Source organism: Sphingomonas sp. 37zxx (assembly GCF_000786205.1).
Lineage (GTDB): Bacteria > Pseudomonadota > Alphaproteobacteria > Sphingomonadales > Sphingomonadaceae > Sphingomonas.
This window is the reverse complement of sequence record NZ_JROH01000011.1, coordinates 1-20,738: the sequence shown is the minus strand read 5'-3', so window position 1 is coordinate 20,738 and position 20,738 is coordinate 1. Positions and strand designations below refer to the sequence as shown.

22 protein-coding genes are annotated in these 20,738 nt (G+C 64.0%); 14 read left to right on the top strand and 8 right to left on the bottom strand.

All coding sequences use genetic code 11. The annotated features are described in order from the left end of the window. The first annotated feature begins 56 nt into the window (after positions 1 to 56). From QU44_RS06980 to QU44_RS06945, 8 genes are all read left to right on the top strand, one after another. Positions 57 to 1,091, top strand: coding sequence for a substrate-binding domain-containing protein (locus QU44_RS06980; protein ID WP_033921198.1), 1,035 nt, complete (start codon positions 57 to 59; stop codon positions 1,089 to 1,091). Continuing rightward, positions 1,088 to 2,464: a phosphate ABC transporter permease subunit PstC gene (pstC, locus tag QU44_RS06975; protein ID WP_033921197.1), complete on the top strand. Its 1,377-nt coding sequence runs from the start codon at positions 1,088 to 1,090 to the stop codon at positions 2,462 to 2,464. Before QU44_RS06980 ends, pstC begins: the two co-directional genes overlap by 4 nt. Next, entirely contained in the window at positions 2,457 to 3,755 is a 1,299-nt protein-coding gene (pstA, locus tag QU44_RS06970; protein ID WP_033921195.1) for a phosphate ABC transporter permease PstA, read from the top strand. The genes pstC and pstA overlap by 8 nt, the downstream gene beginning before the upstream one ends. After that, positions 3,755 to 4,561: a phosphate ABC transporter ATP-binding protein PstB gene (gene pstB / locus QU44_RS06965; protein ID WP_033921193.1), complete on the top strand. Its 807-nt coding sequence runs from the start codon at positions 3,755 to 3,757 to the stop codon at positions 4,559 to 4,561. Before pstA ends, pstB begins: the two co-directional genes overlap by 1 nt. Before the next feature lie 25 nt (positions 4,562 to 4,586). Then, a complete protein-coding gene (phoU, locus tag QU44_RS06960; protein ID WP_033921191.1) occupies positions 4,587 to 5,276 on the top strand; it encodes a phosphate signaling complex protein PhoU in 690 nt (229 codons plus the stop codon). An 11-nt stretch (positions 5,277 to 5,287) separates the two neighbouring features. Then, positions 5,288 to 5,980, top strand: coding sequence for a phosphate regulon transcriptional regulator PhoB (gene phoB, locus QU44_RS06955; RefSeq protein WP_033921280.1), 693 nt, complete (start codon positions 5,288 to 5,290; stop codon positions 5,978 to 5,980). Positions 5,981 to 6,077: 97 nt separating this feature from the next. Then, the gene (locus QU44_RS17400; RefSeq protein ID WP_052134407.1) at positions 6,078 to 6,401 is read left to right on the top strand and encodes a hypothetical protein; all 324 of its coding nucleotides are present in this window, start codon (positions 6,078 to 6,080) and stop codon (positions 6,399 to 6,401) included. Between the two features lie 119 nt (positions 6,402 to 6,520). Further along, a complete protein-coding gene (locus QU44_RS06945; RefSeq protein ID WP_033921190.1) occupies positions 6,521 to 7,414 on the top strand; it encodes an SDR family NAD(P)-dependent oxidoreductase in 894 nt (297 codons plus the stop codon). A gap of 16 nt (positions 7,415 to 7,430) precedes the next feature. On the opposite strand, the gene QU44_RS06940 is transcribed toward QU44_RS06945, so the two are convergent. Then, positions 7,431 to 7,775 (bottom strand): DUF2794 domain-containing protein, encoded by a 345-nt coding sequence (locus QU44_RS06940; RefSeq protein ID WP_052134406.1) that lies wholly within the window; start codon positions 7,773 to 7,775, stop codon positions 7,431 to 7,433. After that, the gene (gene epsC / locus QU44_RS06935) at positions 7,772 to 8,452 is read right to left on the bottom strand and encodes a serine O-acetyltransferase EpsC (protein WP_033921188.1); all 681 of its coding nucleotides are present in this window, start codon (positions 8,450 to 8,452) and stop codon (positions 7,772 to 7,774) included. The genes QU44_RS06940 and epsC overlap by 4 nt, the downstream gene beginning before the upstream one ends. A 147-nt stretch (positions 8,453 to 8,599) precedes the next feature. On the opposite strand from epsC, the gene QU44_RS06930 reads away from it, so the two are divergent. The 3 genes from QU44_RS06930 to QU44_RS06920 all read left to right on the top strand — a co-directional run bounded on the left by QU44_RS06930 (position 8,600) and on the right by QU44_RS06920 (position 11,059). Beyond that, positions 8,600 to 9,370 carry a sulfite exporter TauE/SafE family protein gene (locus QU44_RS06930; protein WP_443018080.1) on the top strand — a complete coding sequence of 257 codons (771 nt, stop codon included), beginning with the start codon at positions 8,600 to 8,602 and terminating at the stop codon, positions 9,368 to 9,370. A 56-nt stretch (positions 9,371 to 9,426) separates the two neighbouring features. Then, positions 9,427 to 10,347, top strand: coding sequence for a hydrogen peroxide-inducible genes activator (locus tag QU44_RS06925; protein WP_033921186.1), 921 nt, complete (start codon positions 9,427 to 9,429; stop codon positions 10,345 to 10,347). Positions 10,348 to 10,444: 97 nt separating this feature from the next. Beyond that, positions 10,445 to 11,059: a fasciclin domain-containing protein gene (locus tag QU44_RS06920; protein WP_081987900.1), complete on the top strand. Its 615-nt coding sequence runs from the start codon at positions 10,445 to 10,447 to the stop codon at positions 11,057 to 11,059. An 85-nt stretch (positions 11,060 to 11,144) separates the two neighbouring features. On the opposite strand, the gene QU44_RS06915 is transcribed toward QU44_RS06920, so the two are convergent. The 3 genes from QU44_RS06915 to pgsA are packed head-to-tail and all read right to left on the bottom strand — an operon-like array spanning position 11,145 to position 12,402. Then, entirely contained in the window at positions 11,145 to 11,594 is a 450-nt protein-coding gene (locus tag QU44_RS06915; protein ID WP_033921185.1) for a molybdenum cofactor biosynthesis protein MoaE, read from the bottom strand. Continuing rightward, positions 11,591 to 11,848 (bottom strand): molybdopterin converting factor subunit 1, encoded by a 258-nt coding sequence (gene moaD, locus QU44_RS06910; protein ID WP_033921183.1) that lies wholly within the window; start codon positions 11,846 to 11,848, stop codon positions 11,591 to 11,593. The genes QU44_RS06915 and moaD overlap by 4 nt, the downstream gene beginning before the upstream one ends. Further along, positions 11,848 to 12,402 (bottom strand): CDP-diacylglycerol--glycerol-3-phosphate 3-phosphatidyltransferase, encoded by a 555-nt coding sequence (gene pgsA, locus QU44_RS06905; protein WP_033921181.1) that lies wholly within the window; start codon positions 12,400 to 12,402, stop codon positions 11,848 to 11,850. The genes moaD and pgsA overlap by 1 nt, the downstream gene beginning before the upstream one ends. Positions 12,403 to 12,530: 128 nt before the next feature. On the opposite strand from pgsA, the gene QU44_RS06900 reads away from it, so the two are divergent. Continuing rightward, positions 12,531 to 13,802, top strand: a complete 1,272-nt coding sequence (locus tag QU44_RS06900) for an MFS transporter (protein WP_033921276.1) — start codon at positions 12,531 to 12,533, stop codon at positions 13,800 to 13,802. On the opposite strand, the gene QU44_RS18485 is transcribed toward QU44_RS06900, so the two are convergent. The 3 genes from QU44_RS18485 to QU44_RS06890 all read right to left on the bottom strand — a co-directional run bounded on the left by QU44_RS18485 (position 13,797) and on the right by QU44_RS06890 (position 17,256). Continuing rightward, positions 13,797 to 13,964 (bottom strand): hypothetical protein, encoded by a 168-nt coding sequence (locus QU44_RS18485; protein ID WP_231621654.1) that lies wholly within the window; start codon positions 13,962 to 13,964, stop codon positions 13,797 to 13,799. The genes QU44_RS06900 and QU44_RS18485 overlap by 6 nt on opposite strands. 77 nt (positions 13,965 to 14,041) lie before the next feature. Next, positions 14,042 to 15,055: a DUF6607 family protein gene (locus tag QU44_RS06895; protein ID WP_033921179.1), complete on the bottom strand. Its 1,014-nt coding sequence runs from the start codon at positions 15,053 to 15,055 to the stop codon at positions 14,042 to 14,044. A gap of 20 nt (positions 15,056 to 15,075) precedes the next feature. After that, positions 15,076 to 17,256, bottom strand: a complete 2,181-nt coding sequence (locus QU44_RS06890) for a TonB-dependent hemoglobin/transferrin/lactoferrin family receptor (RefSeq protein WP_033921178.1) — start codon at positions 17,254 to 17,256, stop codon at positions 15,076 to 15,078. Positions 17,257 to 17,361: 105 nt separating this feature from the next. Here QU44_RS06890 and QU44_RS06885 point away from each other — a divergent pair, with 105 nt between their 5' ends. Both QU44_RS06885 and QU44_RS06880 read left to right on the top strand, forming a co-directional pair. Then, positions 17,362 to 19,482 (top strand): TonB-dependent receptor domain-containing protein, encoded by a 2,121-nt coding sequence (locus QU44_RS06885; RefSeq protein WP_052134405.1) that lies wholly within the window; start codon positions 17,362 to 17,364, stop codon positions 19,480 to 19,482. Between the two features lie 28 nt (positions 19,483 to 19,510). After that, on the top strand, positions 19,511 to 20,596 hold the full coding sequence (locus tag QU44_RS06880; RefSeq protein ID WP_231621646.1) for a PepSY-associated TM helix domain-containing protein: 1,086 nt from the start codon (positions 19,511 to 19,513) through the stop codon (positions 20,594 to 20,596). Positions 20,597 to 20,738 lie beyond the last annotated feature (142 nt).

Sequence of the window (20,738 nt, the reverse complement as noted above, 5' to 3'; positions counted from 1 at the left end):
TGGGTGTTACGGCCCGACAACAGCGCATACCGCGCGAGCCTGGGGGGCTAGTCCACATGTTGCGTTTCGTCGCCTTCGTGAGCCTGGGTGCGCTCGCACTCGCCGCTTGCAGCGACAGTAGAGCCGCGCGCGAAGAGATTCGCGTCGTCGGATCGTCGACCGTCTATCCGTTCACCACCACCGTCGCCGAACAGTTCAACAATGCCCGGCCCGACATGAAGTCGCCGGTCATCGAATCGACCGGCACCGGCGCTGGCATCAAGCAATTCTGCGCCGGCGTCGGCCCGCAATTCCCCGATATGCTCAATGCGTCGCGCCGGCTGCATCGATCGGAATATGACGATTGCCAGGCCAATGGCGTTCGCGAAATCCTGGAAGTGCAGGTCGGGATCGACGGCATCGCCCTTGCCGAATCGCGAAGCGGCCCCGGCCTGTCGTTCACCGTAGCCGACATTTATCGCGCGGTCGCCGCCAATCCCGGCGGCAAGCCGAACACCGCGCGGCTATGGTCGCAGGTCAACCCATCCTTCCCCGCAATCCCGATCCAGGTGCTCGGGCCACCCTCCACCAGCGGCACGCGCGATGCCTTTGTCGAACTGATCCTCGAACCCGGTTGCAAGGCGGCAGTGCCCGAAGCCGAGGCGCTGAAGAAAAGCGACGAAGAAGCCTATGACATGATGTGTACCCGCGTCCGCAACGACGCGGCCTATGTCGACAAGGGCGAGAATGATAACCTGATCGTCCAGAATCTGGTGACCAATCCGAACGCGATCGGCATTTTCGGCTTCAGCTATCTCGAAGAGAATATGGGCCGATTGAAGGGCAGTACGTTGAACGGCGTCGCACCCACCTATGAAACGATCGCATCGGGCGCCTATCCCAGCGCCCGCCCGCTCTATCTGTACGTCAAGAAACAGCATATCCGGCCGATCCCCGGTATGCAGGCGTTTCTCGACGATTATGTCGCCGCCTGGGGTCCGGATGGTCCGCTGGTCCGCAAGGGCATGATCGCGGCACCGCGTGAGGTGCGTCAGCGGTCGGCCGAAATCGTCAAGCGCGGCATCGCGCTCGATCCGGCGGTGCTCAAATGACCGCCACTGCATTGCTGCTGTTGATCGTCGGGCTTGCGCTGATCGGCTGGCTCACCGCCCGCGCGCGCGCCACGCGATTGCAGGGTGTCGGCGGCAAGCGGCTGCATTCGCTTCCCGGCCAGCATGGCTGGTATGTCGCGATGTGGGTCGCGGTGCCTGCACTGATCTTCCTCGCTTTCTGGTCATGGCTCAGCCCGCAACTGGTGAACGACGCGGTGCTGGCGACGCCGCAGGCACAATCGCTGCCCGCCGCCGGCTTCGAACGATCGGCGATCCTGGGCGAAGCGCGCAACCTTGCCGGAACCGAGGGCCTTGGCGCGTTCAATCCCGAGGCCGAAATGCTCGCCCCGGTGTTCGACGGTTACATGACCAGCTATGCCTGGATCGGCACCGCGATCGCAGTGCTGCTGGCCTTTGCCGGCGGTGCCTATGCCTATACCCGGATTTCCACCGATTTCCGGGCACGAACCCGCGTCGAGCGCGCGGTGATGCTGGCGCTGCTGGTCGCGTCGCTGATCGCGATCCTGACCACGCTCGGCATCTTCCTGTCGCTGCTGTTCGAAAGCGCACGCTTTTTTGCGATCGTGCCGATCACCGATTTCCTGTTCGGCACCAATTGGGCGCCACAGGTCATCAATCCGGCCGATCCGGGGGCTGATCTGGGCGCGGTGCCGCTATTCTGGGGCACCTTCTTCATCGGCGCGGTCATCGCGATGCTGGTCGCAATCCCGTTCGGGCTGATGAGCGCGATCTACCTCACCCAATATGCAGCGCCTACGGTGCGCAAATGGATGAAGCCCATCCTTGAGATCCTCGCGGGCGTTCCCACCGTGGTCTATGGCTATTTCGCCGCGCTCACCGTTGGCCCCGCGATCCGTGACCTTGCGGTGTCGCTCGGCTTCACCTTCGCCAGTTCGGAAAGCGCGCTGTCGGCGGGGCTGGTGATGGGGGTGATGATCATCCCCTTCGTCTCGTCGATGGCCGATGATTCGATCGCCGCGGTGCCAACCTCGATGCGCGACGGCAGCCTGGCGATGGGCGCGACCACCTCGGAGACGATCGGCCGGGTGCTGCTGCCCGCCGCGCTCCCCGGCGTCGTCGCCGGCGTGCTGCTGGCGGTGTCGCGCGCGATCGGCGAGACGATGATCGTCGTGATGGCCGCCAGCGGTGCCGCGACGATCACGCTCAACCCCTTCGACAGCGCGACCACGGTCACCAAGCAGATCGTCGACCTGCTGACCGGCGAGGCCGAATTCAACAGCCCCAAGACACTGGCCGCCTTCGCGCTGGGGCTGACCCTGTTCGTGATAACGTTCCTTTTGAACATCGTCGCGCTTCGCGTCGTGAAGAAATACCGGGAAGCGTATGACTAGCACCCTCGTCGCCCAGTCGCTCGCGCAGGGGCACGAACCCGCCGAGCGAGCGCCCACCGACTGGAAGACCCAGTCGATGCAGCGCCGGATCCGCCGCCGCTACGCCGCCGAACGCCGTTTCAGGCTGATCGGCCTTGGGGCCGTCACGATCTCGGCGGGGTTTCTGGCATTCCTGCTGTGGACCATGCTGTCGAACGGCCTGGCGGGCTTTAGCCGCACCGAAGTTCGCCTGCCGCTGAACTTCGCCGCGATGAACCTCGACGTCACCGCCGAACAGCTTGGCCGGCGCGGGGCCGATCTGGCGCTCGCCGGTGCCGGGTTGCAAAATGCGGTCGGCGTCGCCGCCGTCGAAGCCTTTGGCGAAGAGGGCGAACGCTATATCTCGGACAGCGCCTGGGTAACGGTGCGCGAGGCGGTGAAGGACGATCCATCGCTGCTGACCCGGCAGGCGACGATCACCGTCCCCGCCGCCAGCAACATCCATGCCGCCGCAACCGAGGACGCCACTCCCGAAGCCGAAGCGGCAGCGGCGATGCTGACCAAGCGTGGCGCACTGACCACCGGCTTCAACTGGACCTTCCTCACCGGCGCGGATTCGACCGATCCCACCGCAGTCGGCATCTGGGGCGCGCTGAAAGGATCGTTCCTGACGATGCTGGTGACGCTCGCCCTGGCCTTCCCGATCGGGGTGCTGTCGGCGATCTATCTCGAGGAATATGCCCCGCGCAATCGCTGGACCGACTTGATCGAGGTGTCGATCAACAATTTGGCGGCGGTGCCGTCGATCATCTTCGGCCTGCTCGGCCTCGCGGTATTCCTGGGCACCTTCAACATGCCGCGATCCGCGCCGATCGTCGGCGGCGTGACGCTGGCGCTGATGATCATGCCCGTCATCGTCATCGCCGGGCGCAACGCGGTGAAGGCGGTGCCGCCGTCGATCCGTGACGCAGCGCTGGGCATCGGTGCAAGCCGTATCCAGGTGGTGTTCCACCACGTCCTGCCGCTCGCGCTGCCCGGCATCCTCACCGGCACCATCATCGGCATGGCGCGCGCGCTGGGCGAAACCGCGCCGCTGCTGATGATCGGCATGCGCGCCTTCATCTCGACCGCACCCGATGACCTGACCAGCCCGGCAACGGTGCTGCCGGTGCAGATATTCCTCTGGTCCGATCAGGTCAGCCGCGGCTTTGTTGAAAAGACGAGCGCGGCGATCATCGTGCTGTTGATGTTCCTGCTCGCGATGAATGCCCTCGCCATCTATCTCCGCAACCGATTCGAGACCCGCTGGTAATGACCGATGTTCATGTGAAACCCGCTGCCGACACGCATGCGCCGGCCCGTCCCATCAAGATGGCGGCGCGCAACGTCGACGTATTCTATGGCAAAACCCACGCGATCAAGGGCGTGTCGATCGACGTCGACATGGACAATGTCACCGCCTTTATCGGCCCGTCGGGCTGTGGCAAGTCGACCTTCCTTCGAACGCTCAACCGGATGAACGACACCATCCCGATCGCGCGGGTCGAAGGCGACATCACCCTGGATGGCGAGAATATCTATTCGCCGTCGATGGACGTGGTGCAATTGCGCGCGCGGGTGGGAATGGTGTTCCAGAAACCAAACCCCTTCCCCAAATCGATCTATGAAAACGTCGCCTATGGCCCGCGAATCCACGGCCTCGCGCCGTCGAAATCCGATCTCGACCATGTCGTCGAACGCTCGCTTCGCCGGGCCGGACTGTGGGAAGAGGTAAAGGACCGGCTCGCCGATTCAGGCACCGCGCTGTCGGGCGGCCAGCAGCAGCGGCTGTGCATCGCGCGCGCGATCGCGGTCGATCCCGAAGTGATCCTGATGGACGAGCCGTGCAGCGCGCTCGATCCGATCGCCACCGCCAAGATCGAGGAGCTGATCCACGAACTGCGCGGGCGCTACGCGATTGTGATCGTCACCCACAACATGCAGCAGGCGGCGCGCGTGTCACAGCGGACGGCGTTTTTCCATCTGGGCAATCTGGTCGAATATGGTGTGACCTCGGATATCTTCACGAACCCGCGCCAGGAACGCACCAAGGACTATATTACTGGCCGATACGGCTGATCCTTTCGCCTCGAGGCACAACGATATGAATGAACATACGGTCAAGGTTTTCGACGACGAATTGGGGCAATTGCGCGGGCTGATCGCACAGATGGGCGGGCTTGCCGAACAGGCGATCGGCGGCGCGATCGAGGCGCTGGTGCGCCATGACCTGGTCGCCGCCGCAAAAGTGATCGAGGGCGATAAAAAGATCGACGTGCTCGAGCATGAGGTCGAGCGGCTGGCGGTCCAGTTGATCGCGCTGCGGGCGCCGATGGCCGACGATCTGCGCGAAGTCGTCGCGGCGATGAAAATCTCGAACACGCTCGAGCGCGTGGGCGACCATGCCAAGAACATCGCCAAGCGGGTCGCCGACATCGAGGGGCATCGGCATATCGAACCGCTGTCGGTGCTGCCCGCAATGGCGGGGCTCGCAAGCGAGATGCTGCACGACGTGCTCGACGCTTTCGCCGCCCGTGACATTGAAAAGGCGATGTCGATCGGCGAGCGCGACCGTGCGGTCGATGATTTCTATAACTCGATCTTCCGCACGCTCGTCACCTTCATGATGGAGAACCCCGCCAGCATCGGACAGGCCGCACATCTGCTGTTCGTCGCCAAGAACCTCGAGCGGATCGGCGACCAGGCGACGAACCTTGCCGAAATGGTGTATTACGCGGCAACCGGCGAGCAGATGGGCGAACGCGAACGCATTCCCTCTACTGCGGCCAATTGAAAGTGGCGACGATGGCACGAGTGAAGATGCTGCTGGTCGAAGATGATGCCGCGCTCGCCGAACTGCTGACCTGGCATTTCAAGCGCGAGGATTTCGAGGTCAAACAGACCCCCGATGGCGAGGAAGCGTTGCTGCTCGCCAAGGAAGCGACTCCCGACATCGTGCTGCTCGACTGGATGGTCGAGGGGCTGTCGGGCATCGAAGTGTGCCGCCGCCTGCGCCGGATGCCCGAGACCGCCAACGTGCCGATCATCATGCTCACCGCACGCGGCGAGGAAGAAGATCGCGTCCGCGGCCTCGAAACCGGTGCCGATGATTATGTGACCAAGCCCTTTTCCCCACGCGAACTCGTCGCGCGTGTCGGCGCGGTGCTTCGCCGGGTCCGCCCCGCGCTGGCGGGTGAACAACTCGTCTATTCGGACATCGAAATGGATACCGTCGGCCACAAGGTGCGCCGCGGCGGCGAAGTCGTGCCGCTTGGCCCCACCGAGTTCCGGCTGCTCAAGCATTTCCTCGAACACCCCGGCTGGGTCTTTTCGCGCGAGCGGCTGCTCGACGCGGTATGGGGGCATGACAGCGACATCGAGAGCCGGACGGTCGACGTGCATATCCGCCGGCTTCGCAAGGCGATCAACGGCACCGACCGCCCCGACATCATCCGCACCGTGCGATCGGCGGGCTACGCGCTCGATTCGGGTAGCTGAGGGGCTTCTCTCCCGCGACCAAGGAAAGATTCTCCGGCCAGCGCGTTCCCCTGGCAGCGCATCGTATCGCGCCTCGGTTCCGAACAGGAGAATCCGCATGAAATTCTTCGCAATGACCGCCGCGCTGGCATTGAGCACCGCCGCCTTCGCGCAGACGTCGCCGACCACCTCGGGCAACACCCCGCCATCGGGTGCCGATGCCCCGATGACCAGCCAGCAGATGCCAGCCGACCCGTCGATGCGCCCCGGCGGGTACATGCCAGCGCAGCCGCCAATGTCTGGTCCGGCGCAGGCCGGTGCGACCATCCGGGTCCAGCCGTCGATGCCCGCCAGCCAGGCCTTCCCGCCACCCGCGCCAAAGGCCGAATATCCGGTCTGCAAGCGCGGCCAGACCGACGGTTGCCGCAATCGCGGCGAATGATCGCGCATTGATGCGACGATCGGGGGGTGCGGCAGCGATGCCGCGCCCCCTTTTCATCGGCCCTTTTTCATCGGCACACGCATGCTAGGGTGGCTGCAAAATATCGGGAGAGCATTGCCATGACCATTCGCTATGACGGCCGCGTCGCCATCGTCACCGGGGCCGGTGGCGGATTGGGCCGCGAATATGCGCTCGAACTGGCGCGGCGCGGCGCGAAAGTGGTGGTCAATGATCTGGGCGGTGCGCGCGACGGATCGGGCCATTCGGATGCCGCTGCCGCAGTCGTCGCAGAGATCGCCGCGATGGGCGGCGAAGCGATCGCCAATTCGGGCAGCGTCACCGATCCCCCGGCGATGGAAGCGATGGTGGCCGAGGCAAGGGATCGGTTCGGCGGGGTCCATATCCTGATCAACAATGCCGGCGTCCTGCGCGACAAAAGCTTTGCCAAGATGTCGCACGAGGATTTCGCCTTTGTCGTGCAGGTCCATCTGATCGGATCAGCGATCTGCACCAAGGCGGTGTGGGATCTGATGCGCGACCAGCAATATGGCCGTATTCTGATGACCGCTTCGTCGACCGGCCTGTTCGGCAATTTCGGCCAGGCCAATTATGGCGCGGCAAAGCTGGGCCTCGCGGGGCTTACCAAGACGCTCTATCTCGAAGGGGCCAAATATAATGTCCGGGTAAACACGCTGGCCCCGACGGCGGGCACGCGCATGACCGAGGACATCTTCCCCGCCGAAGCCTTTGCTGCGTTCAGCCCCGACAAGGTCGTGCCCGCCGCGCTGTTCCTGGTGTCCGAGGATGCGCCGACCAACATGATCGTCGGGGCGGGGGCCGGCGTGTTTCAGGCGTCGTACATCACGCTCACGCCCGGCGTCCGGTTGCAGGGCGAGGCGCTGTCACCCGAAGGGATCGCGGCCAATTGGTCGGCGATCATCGATCGCACCGGCGAAATCGTGCCGCAATCGGGCAATGAGCAGGCACAGGCGATTTTCCGCAAACTCGGCTGATGCCGCGCGCAAAGCGTTAATCCACCAGCTTCATCAGCCGGCGCTCGATCGGCGCGAGCACCGGCCCCAATTCGGCACCGCGCTTCAGCACAGTGCCGTTCTCACCCAACAGCGCCCACATCCCCTGGCGATTACGATGCGCCGGGCGTTTTTCGATGCGGAATTCGGGGTTTTCGGCGGCCCGGCGAAACGCCGCGAACACCGCCGCGTCGCGTCCCAACTGAATCGCATAATCGCGCCAATGCCCGGCTGCCACCATCCGACCGTACAGGTCCAATATCCGCGTGAGCTCGACCCGCTCGAAACCGATCTGGCTTGGCCGCTGACCGTTCAGCGGCAATGGCAGAACGATGCCGCTCACGCGCGATCGCGCCGCTCTTCTGCCTCGTCGATCAGCAGATCGAGCCGCTTGCGGAGGGTTTCGAGTTCGCAGCGAAGCGCGTCGACCTTTTGCGTTGCGGGATCGCCGATGTCGCTGCATGGCGTACCATAGGGCATGAACGGCTTTTGATAGGTTCCGGCACCGATCAGCGTAGGCTTTGCCGGGATGCCGACCATCGTCGCCCCCTCGGGCACATCCTTGGTCACCACCGCATTCGCCCCCACCCGCGCCCGCGCGCCGACCGTGATCGGGCCAAGCACTTGCGCGCCCGCTCCCACGATCACCCCGTCGGCCAGCGTCGGGTGACGTTTGCCGACAACGCCATTGTCGGGGCTGGTGCCGCCCAGCGTCACGCACTGATAGATGGTGACATTATCGCCGATCACCGCGGTTTCGCCGATCACGGTAAAGCCATGATCGATGAAGAAATTCCGCCCGATCGTCGCGCCCGGATGGATGTCGATCGCGGTCATCCAGCGTGACCAGTGATTGACCAATCGGGCCAGGAAATACAGATTCCGCCGGAACAGGGCATGCGCGATCCGATGATAGCCAAGCGCCCAAACGCCCGGATAGAGCAGGATTTCGGCGCGCGAACGCGGCGCGGGATCGCGCGCTCTAATCGAATCCAGATAGGTTTTCAGGCTGCTAAACATCGGCGCGTCCCCTTGCGACGCCTGTAATCTAAGGGGTGGTGGCACCGATTACCAGAACACCCCCCGATCGCCCTTGGCGGGGGTAAAGTCTATGTGTCTTGTGGGGTTTGATCGGATCGCGCAAGACCGCCGCTCTTCGCTGGAAAGATGTGCATGCTGGAAGCTTTCGATTTCGCCGATTTATGGCCCTATATAGCGGTCGGCCTGGCGGCGCAGATCGTCGATGGCGCGCTGGGCATGGCGTTCGGCGTTATCTCCAGCACCTTGCTGGTCAGCGTCCTCGGCGTGCCGCCTGCAACCGCGTCGGCGGGCGTGCATCTGGTCGAATGCTTCACCACCGGCGTTTCGGGGATCAGCCATGCGCTGCACAAGAATGTCGATTGGAAGCTGTTCTGGCGGCTGTTGATCCCGGGCGTGATCGGCGGGGTGACGGGAGCGTATCTGCTGAGTTCGCTCGACGCTGGCGTCACCCGCCCGTTCGTCATGGCCTATCTCGCCGGGATAGGCGTGTATCTGCTGGTGCGCGGGCTTCGCTTTCCGCCGCGCACGCATCGCGATCCGCGCTTCGTCTCGCCACTCGCGGCGGCAGGCGGCTTTCTGGACGCGGCGGGCGGTGGCGGCTGGGGTCCGGTGGTAACGTCGAACCTGCTGGTGCAGGGCGCGCAGCCACGCATGACGATCGGCACGGTCAATTCGGTCGAGTTTTTCCTCACGGTGTCGATTTCGGTCACGTTCCTTGCCAATCTGGGGTTCGCGGCGTTCACCACCGCGGTCGTCGGCCTGTTGATCGGCGGCGTGATCGCGGCTCCGTTCGGCGCGCTGGTGGCCAAGCGCGTGCCGACCAAGACCTTGCTGGTGATGGTCGGCGCGGTGCTGACCGCGACCAGTGTGTTCAGCCTGGTGCAGGCGCTGCGATAAGCCCGCTTCGTCGCTCTGGTAACTGATCGAGCAAAGCCATAAGTGGCGTTGCAGCAATGACCATTTATCTCCCCACCCTGAAACAGCTTCAATATCTGGTGGCCTTGCACGAGGCCGGCCATTTCGGTCGCGCTGCCGAGGCATCGAACGTCACCCAGTCGACCTTGTCGGCGGGTATTAGGGAGCTGGAGACGCTGATCGGCGTCACGCTGGTCGAGCGGACCCGCCGGGTGGTGCGTTTCACGCCGCTAGGCGAACGAATCGTCGAAAAGGCGCACCGCGTCCTTCGCGAAGCCGATGAGCTGGGTGAGATCGCCCGCGCCGCCGGGCGACCGCTGTCGGGCGAAATGCGGATGAGCGTCATCCCCACCATCGCCCCATTCATGCTACCGCGAATCCTGCCGCGCCTGCGCAGCGATTATCCCGACCTGAAGCTGTATCTTCGCGAAGAAGCCAGCGGCCAGGCGTGCGAGGCGCTGCAACAGGGGCGCACCGATTGCGTGCTGCTCGCCCTGCCCTATGCCTGCGGCGACGTCGAGGTCGATGAGCTGTTCGACGATCGGCTGCTGGTCGCCTTCCCGCAAGGCGATGTCGGCGGCATCAACGGCCCGATCGTCGCCGAAGACATTGACGAAACCCGGCTGTTGCTGCTCGAGGACGGTCATTGCCTGAAGGATCATGCGCTGGCGGCATGTTCGCACCTCGAATTGCGCGGCAAGGCATCGATGCTGGGCACGTCGCTCCACACGATGGTGCAGATGGTCGAAAACGGGCTGGGCGTCACGATGCTGCCCGCGATGGCGATCGAAGCCGGGATACTCGAGGGCACGCATATCGTCGCCCGAGCAATTGAATCGGATCGCGCCTCCCGCCGGATCGCGCTGGTCTGGCGGCGCGCCAGCCCGCGCGAGCGCGATTTTCGGCTGCTTGCCGACGTCCTGCGCAGCCATGCACCGGCGGCCGATCCCAGGAAATAGTATCGGGTACGAAACCGAATCGGCCTTTCGCGCGTACCTAATAATGTGTGTCGGACCGCCGATGTGCTTATTTCTATTCAGATTACTGGAGAACCAGATGCTTCGCTTGTCAGCACTCACCCTAGCCGCGCTTGCCGCCACGTCGTCCGTCGCCATCGCGCAGACCACGACGCCGACGACGGGCACGACGACAACGACGATGCCTGCGACCGCAGCAGCCTTGCCAAATCCGCAGGTCGGCGGCGCGGAAATGATCGCGACCAAGACCATCGTCGAAAACGCCTCAGCCGCACCCAATCTGTCCACGCTGGTCACCGCTTTGAAGGCCGCCGGCCTGGTCGAAACACTGTCGGGCACCGGCCCCTTCACCGTATTCGCGCCCGAAAATGAAGCCTTCACCCGGCTCGCGCCCGGCACGCTAGACACGCTGCTGAAGCCCGAGAACAAGGCGGTCCTCGCCAAGGTGCTGACCTATCATGTCGTCCCAGGCAAGGTGACGCTGGCGCAGCTCAAGGAGCAGATGAAGGCCGGCGGCGGCACCGCGACGCTGACCACGGTCGAGGGCAGCCCGCTAAAGGTTACCGAAGAAGGTCTGGCGATCGCACTGACCGACGTCAGCGGCAACAAGAGCTATGTCGCCGTCCCCGACGTCAACCAGTCGAACGGCGTCGTCCATGTCGTCAACGGCGTGGTCGTTCCCAAGCTGAGCTGATCGACCGATCACTGAACTGCGAAACGCCGTCGGGGAAACCCGGCGGCGTTTTCATTTGGGGCAATCGAGCAACGACGTTTCGGGTTCAGCCCCAGTCCTGCGCCGCATTCGCGTCGGCGGGACGCGCCTCGACCCAGCGATCGCCAGCCTGGGTTGCCTCGCGCTTCCAGAAGGGCGCGTCGGTCTTCAGCCGGTCGATGCAATAGCTGCACGCTGCCAGCGCCTCGGCCCGATGCGCGGCAGCGGTGGCGACGAAGACGATTCGTTCGCCCGGCCGCATCGTTCCCACCCGGTGCAGGATGGTCACCGCTCCCAGCGACCAGCGTGCGACCGCTGCTTCGGCCACCGCTTGCAACGCCGCCTCGGTCATGCCGGGATAATGTTCCAGCGTCAGCGCGGCGACCCCGTCATCGGCGCGCACCAGCCCGGTAAAGCTGGCGATGCCCCCCATCCCCGCCGCCTCGATACTGGCCTCGACACCGGCCAGTGCTTCGGCCAGGTCGATCGGCGCGGTCTGCACGCCGATGCGGATCACCCGCCGGTCACCGGCGGAAAGATCGCGATTTCCTGCGCACCCGCTACCGGCGCATCCATCGCCACGAACTGCTGATCGATCGCCGCGCGCAGTCGCCCACGATCGGCGAAGGCAGCCGCGTGGCCCAGGCTTAAAGTCGAAAGCCAGTCGATCAACTGGCCCAGCGTCACGGCCTCGGCTGGCGGGTCGAGCGTCTCTTCGCCCGTGCCCACCGCTTCGCGCACCCAGGCGAAATAGAGCAGCCGCACCGCCATCAGCTATCCATGTGCTTCAGCCCGACGCGCAGATAGTCCCAGCCGGTGATCAACGTCAGGATGGCGGCACCCCAGAGCGATGTGAGGCCGACCAGCTTCACAAGCGGCCAGCCGGGCAGCGCCCCCCCCAGGATCAGCGCGCCCAGCGACACCAATTGCAGCGTCGTTTTCCACTTCGCCAGTTGCGACACCGGCATGGAAACCCGCACGCTCCCCAGAAATTCCCGCAATCCCGACACCATGATCTCGCGCAGCAGGATCACCAGCGCGGCGATCATATGCACGCCCTCTATATCATGCGTGCCCACCAGGATCAGGATCACGGCGGCAACCATGATCTTGTCGGCGATCGGGTCGAGAAAAATGCCCAGCTTCGACACCGTCCCTTGCGAGCGCGCCAGATACCCGTCGAGATAATCGGTGAACCCGACGATGCAGTAGAGCACGAAGGCAAAGCCGTATCCGACCTGCCAGCCGGGCCACCACAGCAGGGCAACCAGGATCGGAACCGCGAAAATTCGCGACAGCGTCAGGATATTGGGCAAAGTAAGCATAGACGCCTACGGCTCTAAGGGCACTCCCGCGTTCTCGCAACGCCGCAGCCGTGCAATCGTCATTGTCCCATGCGTTGCCAATGGCCTATGGGGTGTCTCCCGAGAGCGACGCGGATAACGCATACCCGATGATACCGTCCATCAGCCTGCTCGGCGCGCGCCGATTCCTGCCGCTGTTCGCCACCCAGTTTCTGGGTGCCTTCAACGACAATCTGTTCAAGAACGCGATGATCTTCTTCGTCACCTATTCGGTGTACAGTGATGTCAACGCAGAGACGGCGTTTTCGGCGGTGGCGACGGGCATTTTCATCCTGCCCTTCTTCCTGTTTTCCGCGCTCGCCGGTGAGCTTGCCGACAGCCATGACAAGGCGGCGATCATGCGGACCATCAAATGGGCCGAGATCGGCATCATGATGGTCGGCGCGACCGGCATCTTCCTCGAACAGACCTGGATCATGCTGCTCGCGCTGTTCGCGATGGGGGTGCATTCGACCTTTTTCGGCCCGATCAAATACGCTGTCCTGCCGCAGCATTTGCGGCGCGAAGAGGTGCTGGGCGGCACCGGCCTGGTCGAAGCGGGCACCTATGTCGCGATCCTGATGGGCACGATCGCCGGCGGCATCCTGCACGCTCATGTCGCGGCGGTGGCAGTGATCGGCATCGCGATCATCGGCATGTTGACTGCGCGCGCGATTCCCCCCGCACCGCCGTCGGTGGCGATCAAGCTCGACTGGAATGTGCTGCGCTCGTCGATCCGACTGGTTCGCGCGACGATGCACGTCCGCCAGCTATTCCTCGCGATCGTCGCGATCAGCGTGTTCTGGAGCATCGCGGCGATGATCGCGGTGCTGTTTCCGCCGTTGGTGAAGAACGTCTATTTCGCGCAGCCGAGTGTCGCCAGCAGCTTCCTTGCCGTGTTCTCGATCGGCATCGCGATCGGATCGGTGATCATCAACCGGCTGCTGATGGGTGAGGTTTCGGCGCGCTATGCCCCCGCATCGGTGCTGGCGATGGGCGCGTTCCTGATCGATTTCTGGTTCACGTCGCGCGGATGGACACCGGTAGTGCACGGCCTTGCCGATCTGCCCACCTTTCTTCGCGATCCGGGAGCGGTGCGGGTATTCATCGATCTGGCCGGGATTTCGATCACCGGCGGCATGTTCGTGGTCCCGCTCTATGCCTTTCTGACGACGATCGTCGATCAGTCGCAAACCGCGCGAACGGTGGCGGCGAACAACATCGTCAATTCGGGTGCCATGGTTGTCGGATCGGTCGGCATCCTGGGCGTGACCAATTTTGGCTTGGCGCTAGTCAACGCGCTCTGGGTGCTGATCGCCACCACCTTGGTCTCGGCCTATTGCGCCTGGCGGCTGCATCAGGCGCGCGACCAGACCCTATAACAGAAACGTATAGAAGCAGATGAAGAAGGCGGTGAAGCTGAGCACGAACAGCTTGATGTCGCCATCCTCTTCGCGCACCCGCGCGGTCGGCGCTGGTTTGCGCGCAAGGCTGCGGCGGAACGGATGCCCCTGCGGGGCCGGTGGGGTTGGACGCTGCATCACGTGCAGTAAACGCTTTGTTAGCGATTTGGTCCAACCCCAACCGAGCACCCGACTGTATCGGATCGGGACGCGGCGGTTTACCGCGCGGCAGCAGCCAGTTGCGTCCCGGACTTGGTCAATGCGACCGTTTTGCGCTCGATCAGCCCGACAGCTTCCGCAATCGCATCGGTCGCCTTGCGCTTATCCGATGCCACCTCGTCGCCAAGTGTCAGCAGGCGACCGCTGATGACGGTGCCGGTCTTGGCCTCTTCCTCGATCGCGATGCCACCCTTGCTATTGGCCACCCGATCCCAGGCGGCGCGAACGGCAGCCCAATAATTGCTGGTCTTGGCCCAATAATCATCGGCGGCCTTCACGTCATAATCGTCGAAGCGGGTATAGGTGTTCAGCACTGATTCCTGGACGATGGGCACCAGATTTCCATCCTTCATCCCCATCTTGGTATTGTCCTGCCAATGCAGCCAGCCGGTCGGGGTCGGCTGGTGCCGGTTGATCGCATAATAGCGGTCATACACCGGGTTGCGGATCGCATCGCGTCGCGCCAGCGGCCGCCAGGTCCAGTTCGATCGCCAGCGGCGAACCCCCGCCTGGGTTTCGAACTGTCCCCAGCCGGCATAGCGCGGGCTGTCATCGACCTGGTACACCGTCTGCGACCAGCGCCCTGCCCGCATCCGTTCAGGCACGTCTTCCCAGGTCCAGCTGCCCGTGCCGCCATAGACCAGCACGCGCGCAGGCTCATATTCCCAGTCCTGCCGCCAATGCTTGATGACGTGGCTCTTGCCCTCATGTTCGGCGACCAGCAGATGCTGGAGGACGATCCGCGTCGGGCTGCTTTCGATCACGCGGACGACTTCGTGGCCACCCGATGTCTTGTGATCAAGCGGCGTGTACCCCGCCAGCCACGGCGTGGTTTCCTGCATGTCGAAGCGGACCTTGAAATTGCCCGCCATCGCCAGGATCTCGGCGCGGTCGGCGTCATAGGCCGCCTTTGCCTCTGCGCTGCTGTGTTTCACCGGTCCGTCGGCGAACGCGGCAGTGGGGGTCATGGCCAGCGCGGCAATCGCGGCGGCAAGCAGCAAGGATCGTTTCATGGTCTTCCTCCCGGTTGGCATCAAAAGCGGATCGACAGCGAGGCGCTGGCATTGCGCCCAGGCTGAGTGAAGGCGGCGGTGGGTACATCGGCCGCACCGGCAGGTAACGCCCGCTGCACCGCAAGGCCGCGCACGTCCGACCACCAGGCATAGGTGGCATCGGTCAGGTTGAAGACGCCCGCCCGCAGCGTCACCGCGTCGGTGAGCCGCGCAAACAACGTCGCATCGAGGATGGTGAAGCCATCGGGGCGATAGCATTCGCGCGTGCACAGCCCGGTGGTGTCATCGAGCGACTTGCGCGCGCTGTGGGTCATGATGACTTGCCCGCCAAAGCGGCCCGCCACCGGCTCACGCCAGCCAATCCCCATCACCAGTTTCAGCGGATCGACGGTCGACAGCGGCATGCTGTCGCCATCGGGTGCGATCTGTTCCCCTTCAGCATAGGAGATGGCCAGCGTTCCCGTCACGCCATTGTCCGCCTTTGCCTCGAACCGAGCCTCGGCCCCGCGTACCTTGGCGCGGTCGAGATTGATGAACTGGAATATCGCCGGGTTAGCCGGGGTAAACGCGCCGCCGACGACTTCCTGGCTGATGAAATCCTTGTAATCCGACTGGAACACGCTGGCCGACACTTCGACTGCCGAGGTGTTGAGGCGGACCCCAGCCTCGATCGCTTCACTGGTTTCGGGGCGCAGATTGGGGTTGGGCACCGATGTGTAGCCAGAGGCGAGGTTCGAGAAGAACTGGTTGATCTGCCCAGGCTCGGGCGCGCGGAAGCCCTGTGCGTAGCTGGCGAACAGCCGCACCGTCTCGTCGAGCTTCACGACAGCGCCGATGCGCGGGCTCACCCGATCGCCCGATTGGCCGGCACCGGCGAATTGCGGCAGCAGCGGATCATCCTCGGGCGACAGGTCATACCAGTCATATCGCAGCGCCGGATGCAGCGTTACCGGGCCAAGCGTAATCTGGTCGCCGACGAACATGCCCGCCAGCGTGAAATCGGTCTGGGGAAAGGCGCGGGTGGGGAATGTCTCGCCAAAGGGCGGCACCGTGCCGTCGCGCAGGCCGCGCTGGCGCAGCACGCTGAAATCGGCCCCGGTGACCAGCCGGTGCGTGATCGCCCCGGTCGAGAAGCCAAGCCGCGCTTCGGCCGAGGCACCATATACCCGGTTTTCCAGCGTGTTGAGCCGGGTGCGATCGGCCAGCACGGTGCGGTCTTCGGCCGAAAACTGCCGGTCGTCGGCATCCTGCAAATAAACCGCCGCGCGCGCGAACTCGATCAGCCCTTCGCCGTCGAACGTCCAGTCAGCCGCCGTGCGCCAGCGCTTGCCGCTATCGCTTGCCTGCAATCCGGCAACGGTGGTGGAGACGCCGCTGAGCACATTGGTATCGACCTGGTTGTCGAGATATTCGCCGGTCAGGCGCAGCTTGTGCCCGCCGCCGGGCTGCCACACCAGCTTGCCGATGGTGGCGTTCGAATGGCCTTCCTGGGGGTTCGGCGCGGTGCGCTCGACGCCCGACCGGAAATCCTCGCCCTGATTCTTCAGTTCGGCGAAATCGCGCCGGGTATAGGACAGCATCGCCGAGACATTGCCGAACGCCCCCGCCAGAATGCCCGTCTGGGTGAATTCTTCATCCGCCGAATTATACTGGGTGCGGACCAGGCCGCCGATGCTCTTGCCACCCAAAATGTCGGCGGGGTCGCTGGTGGTGAAGCTCACCGCGCCGGCCAATCCGTCACTGCCGTACAGCGCCGATGCCGGCCCGCGCAGGAACTCAACCGATTTGACCAGCCCGACATCGACATAATCGCCGCGTCCGGCATCCTGTGCGCCGAAGCTGAAACCATAGGGAACGCGAACGCCGTCGACCTGGATCAGCACGCGATTGCCGCCGATCCCGCGGACGACGAAACCTTCATTGCCCGCACGCCCGGTGGTGCCGGCAGCAGCGCCAAAGCGCGTCGGCGCCCGGCGAACGCTGATGCCGGGTTCGAAGCGGACCAGATCCTTGATGTCGGTGGCGAGTTCGTCGGCGATCTCGGCGTCGGTCTTCACGGTAACCGTGACCGGCGCATCCTGCGCTTCGATCGGCGTCCGCGTCGCCGAAACGACGATGTCGCGATCGTCGTTCTCGCGCGTGTCGACCCCGTCATTGGCTCCGCCCGCCAACAGGATGGCCGCCATAACCCCCAAATTCATACCGTGTTCCCTTTGCGAATCGCTCTCATTAGCTGATTGCCTCTTGACCTTATTGCCAACGCTTCGCAACAGCAATTGTTGAATGCACAGGGAGGGACCCGATTTATGCGGAACATGTTGATGATGGGCGCGGCGCTCGGCGCGCTGGGCGCGCACCTGCCGGCGCAGGCCCAGACTGCGCTCGGCCAGCTTACGCGGGAAGGCGATTGTGACCCGGCGATCGCCGATTGCAGCACGCGCGATGACAGCGACGATTCGCTGGGGCATGACATTGTGGTGGTGGGCGCGCTGACCGATGTCGAAATCGATCGCAAACAGATCGAGCTTTCCCAGGCGAACGATCTGGCAGACCTGTTTCGTCGCGTGCCCTCGGTTTCGGTCGGCGGATCGCTCGGCATCGCGCAGAAAATCTACGTTCGCGGGCTCGAGGATTCGCTGCTCAACGTCACCATTGACGGCGCGCCACAGCGCGGCACGCTGTTCCACCATGTCGGGCGAGTCACGGTCGAGCCCGAGCTGCTGGAAACCGTCGAAGTCCAGGCTGGGGCTGGCGAAGCAACGGCGGGGTTCGGCGCGGTTGGCGGCGCAATCCGCTTTCGCACGCGCGACCCAAGCGATTTGCTGCGCGACGGCCAGTCGGTGGGCGGCATTGCCAAGGCCGGATGGTTTTCGAACGAAGGCTATAAGGTTTCAGGCACCGTATTCGCCCGGTTGACCGGCGACGTTGGCATTATGGGCTCCTATGTCCGCACCGATCGTGAGGATTTCCGCGACGGCGACGGCGAGACGTTGCGCGGCACCGCCGCGACCCAGGAGCTGGGCTTCGTCAAGATCGGCGGCGAGCTTGGCGGCGGACACCGGCTGGTGGCCAGCTATGAAATGCGCGACGAATCGGGCGAATTCGGCCAGCGTCCGAACTGGCCGGTGCTGGCTACCGCGTCGCTATTCCCTGCGGAGGGCAAGCGTAGGACTGCCGTCGTCAACTATGGCTATCGCGGTCCCGACGGCATCGGTGTCGAAGCGACGGGCTATTGGACCCGCACCAACTTCACCCAGGATCGTTTCGATCGCTGGGGCCTGTATGGTGCCGAGATTGAAACCTATGGCTTTGACCTTCGCGGGCGATTGCAGCGCGGCAACCACGACGTGATCGCAGGGATCGAACATCGCAGCGATCGCGTCATGAGCCAATATCTGGGCGATCCGGCGCAATGGCAGCCCTGGACCTGGGATCCGGCGGTTGGCCGGTTCGAGGAGCGCGGCGGGCTGATGGGGCTGTATATTCAGGATCATTGGCAGGTGTTCGAGCCGCTGCTGCTGAGCTTCGGCGCACGCTACGACGCCTATGACGTCAATCTGACCACTTATAATGAAGCGACCGACAGCGACGGGCTGAGCCTCAACGCCGGCGCGCGCTATGAAATCCTGCCGGGCCTGGCGCTGAATGCCGGCTATGCGCAGGCATTTCGCGGCAAGGAAATCGGCGATGCCTTCACGCTCGAACAGCGCCCCGGACGGCTCACGCTGCAGCCCGGACTGGAGCCAGAGCGCGTGGAGAATATCGAGGTCGGCGCCAGCTACGCCCGCAACGGTTTCACGGCATCGGTTGCCTATTTCGACATGACGATCGACGACGTGATCGTCGATCAGCTGGGCACGCGCCGCCCAGCGCCGGGCCAGCCGCTCGAAGGGCCAGTATATTTCGAAAATGTCGGTCGATTCACGTCAAAGGGCGTCGAACTACGTGCGGGCTATGCCAGCGGGCCGTTCACGATCGATGGCTATTTCAACCATTATGACTCGCGGCTCAACGACAAGCTGATCGAGGGCTATGAACAAATCGCGATCGGCAATTCGATGGGCGACAATTGGAACGTGACGGCGGGCTATGCCCCTACCCCGTCGCTGACATTCCAGGCCAGCGTCACCCGGTTCGAAGACCTGAACGACATCGAGGTGCTGTTCCGCGAAGCCGAACTTGGCTTCATCGATGGCACGCGCACCGTCGACAAGCCGGGCTATACCGTCGTCGACATCTTCGCGCGCTGGCAGCCTTTCGGCACTGACATGTTGGAATTGCAGGCAGCGGTGTATAACCTGCTCGATCTGCAGTATCGCTCCCATGCCAGTGTGGCCGATTACGGCGGCATTCCCGGCTATGGCATTGTTGCCGGCCTGCCTGAGCCGGGGCGCAACATTCGCCTGACGGCAGCCGTTCGCTTCTGATCGGGCGATGGGGCGGCATCGCAAGGCTTTGCGGCTATGGCATCGTTGGTTCGGGCTGGGAGCCGGGCTTTGGCTCGCGCTGCTCAGCCTGACCGGCATCGCGATTGCCTGGTATGACGAGGTCGACACCGCCCTCAATCCCGATTGGCGGCGCGCCGCAATCAGCACCGCGCGCCCCGCTGCACTCCAAAACGTGCTGGACCAGGCCAGCGCGACCCTGCCGGGCTTCACCGCCAGCCAGATCCAACTCGCGCGTCAACCGGGCGATGTTCATTGGCTGGTGGGCCGCGCCCCGCTGAATGGCGTCGCCCCGGTGCCGGTGCAGATATTTGCCGATCCAGCCACCGGGGCGGTGCTGGGCTGGCGCGAAACCGGTGCACTCCGCCTTGATCGCCGTCACCTGATGGACTTGCTCTATGGCATCCACACCGATTTGCTGCTGGGTGAAACTGCCGCTTGGTTGCTGGGACTTGTCGCGCTGCTGTGGGTGATCGACCATGGTGTCGGCATCGCATTGGCGCTGCCGCCACGGCAACAATGGCGCGATGCGTTTCGCATGGCGGGCCGGCCCGGCAGCCTGAAACGACTATTCGATTGGCATCGGGCCAAGGGGATGTGGGCATGGCCCATCACCATGACCCTTGCTTTGACCGGCCTCACCCTCGCCTGGCCCGAAGCGTCGCGCGACCTGGTTGGGCTCGCATCCCCCGTCAACGAACGGCTGCACGAAACCATGCCACTGATCGGCGATATTCCGACTCCGATTCCGATCGATACAGCCCTCGCCAATGCCACCAACGCCCCGGCCAAGGTTCACAGCATCCGGCTGCTACCGCGTCAGGGGATGTATGCGGTGCGTAGCTTCGACGCCCGCGATGTCGACAATCAGGGGCGGCTCTGGACCTATGTCGCCATGACCAACGGCCAGGTGGTGGGCAGCCGCCATGACGCCGGCGAAAGCGCGGGCGATGCCATTTTCGCCTGGCAATATCCGCTGCATTCGGGCCATGCGGCAGGCTGGGCTGGCCGTATATTGGTCAGCATCGGCGGCATCGTTACGTTGCTGCTCGCCTGGAGCGGCGTTCGCCTGTGGTGGCGGCGGCGAAAGCGATAGCGCCGTTTCCGGGCATTGCGATGTTTGCGAAAATGGGGTTTGCGCCGTGCGGCGGCTTGGATCGATCATTTGGTCGGTCTGGGCTACCTTGATCCTCAGGCTCCAACGTTTCGACCGACTAGAGCGGTTTTCGCCGTCGCTG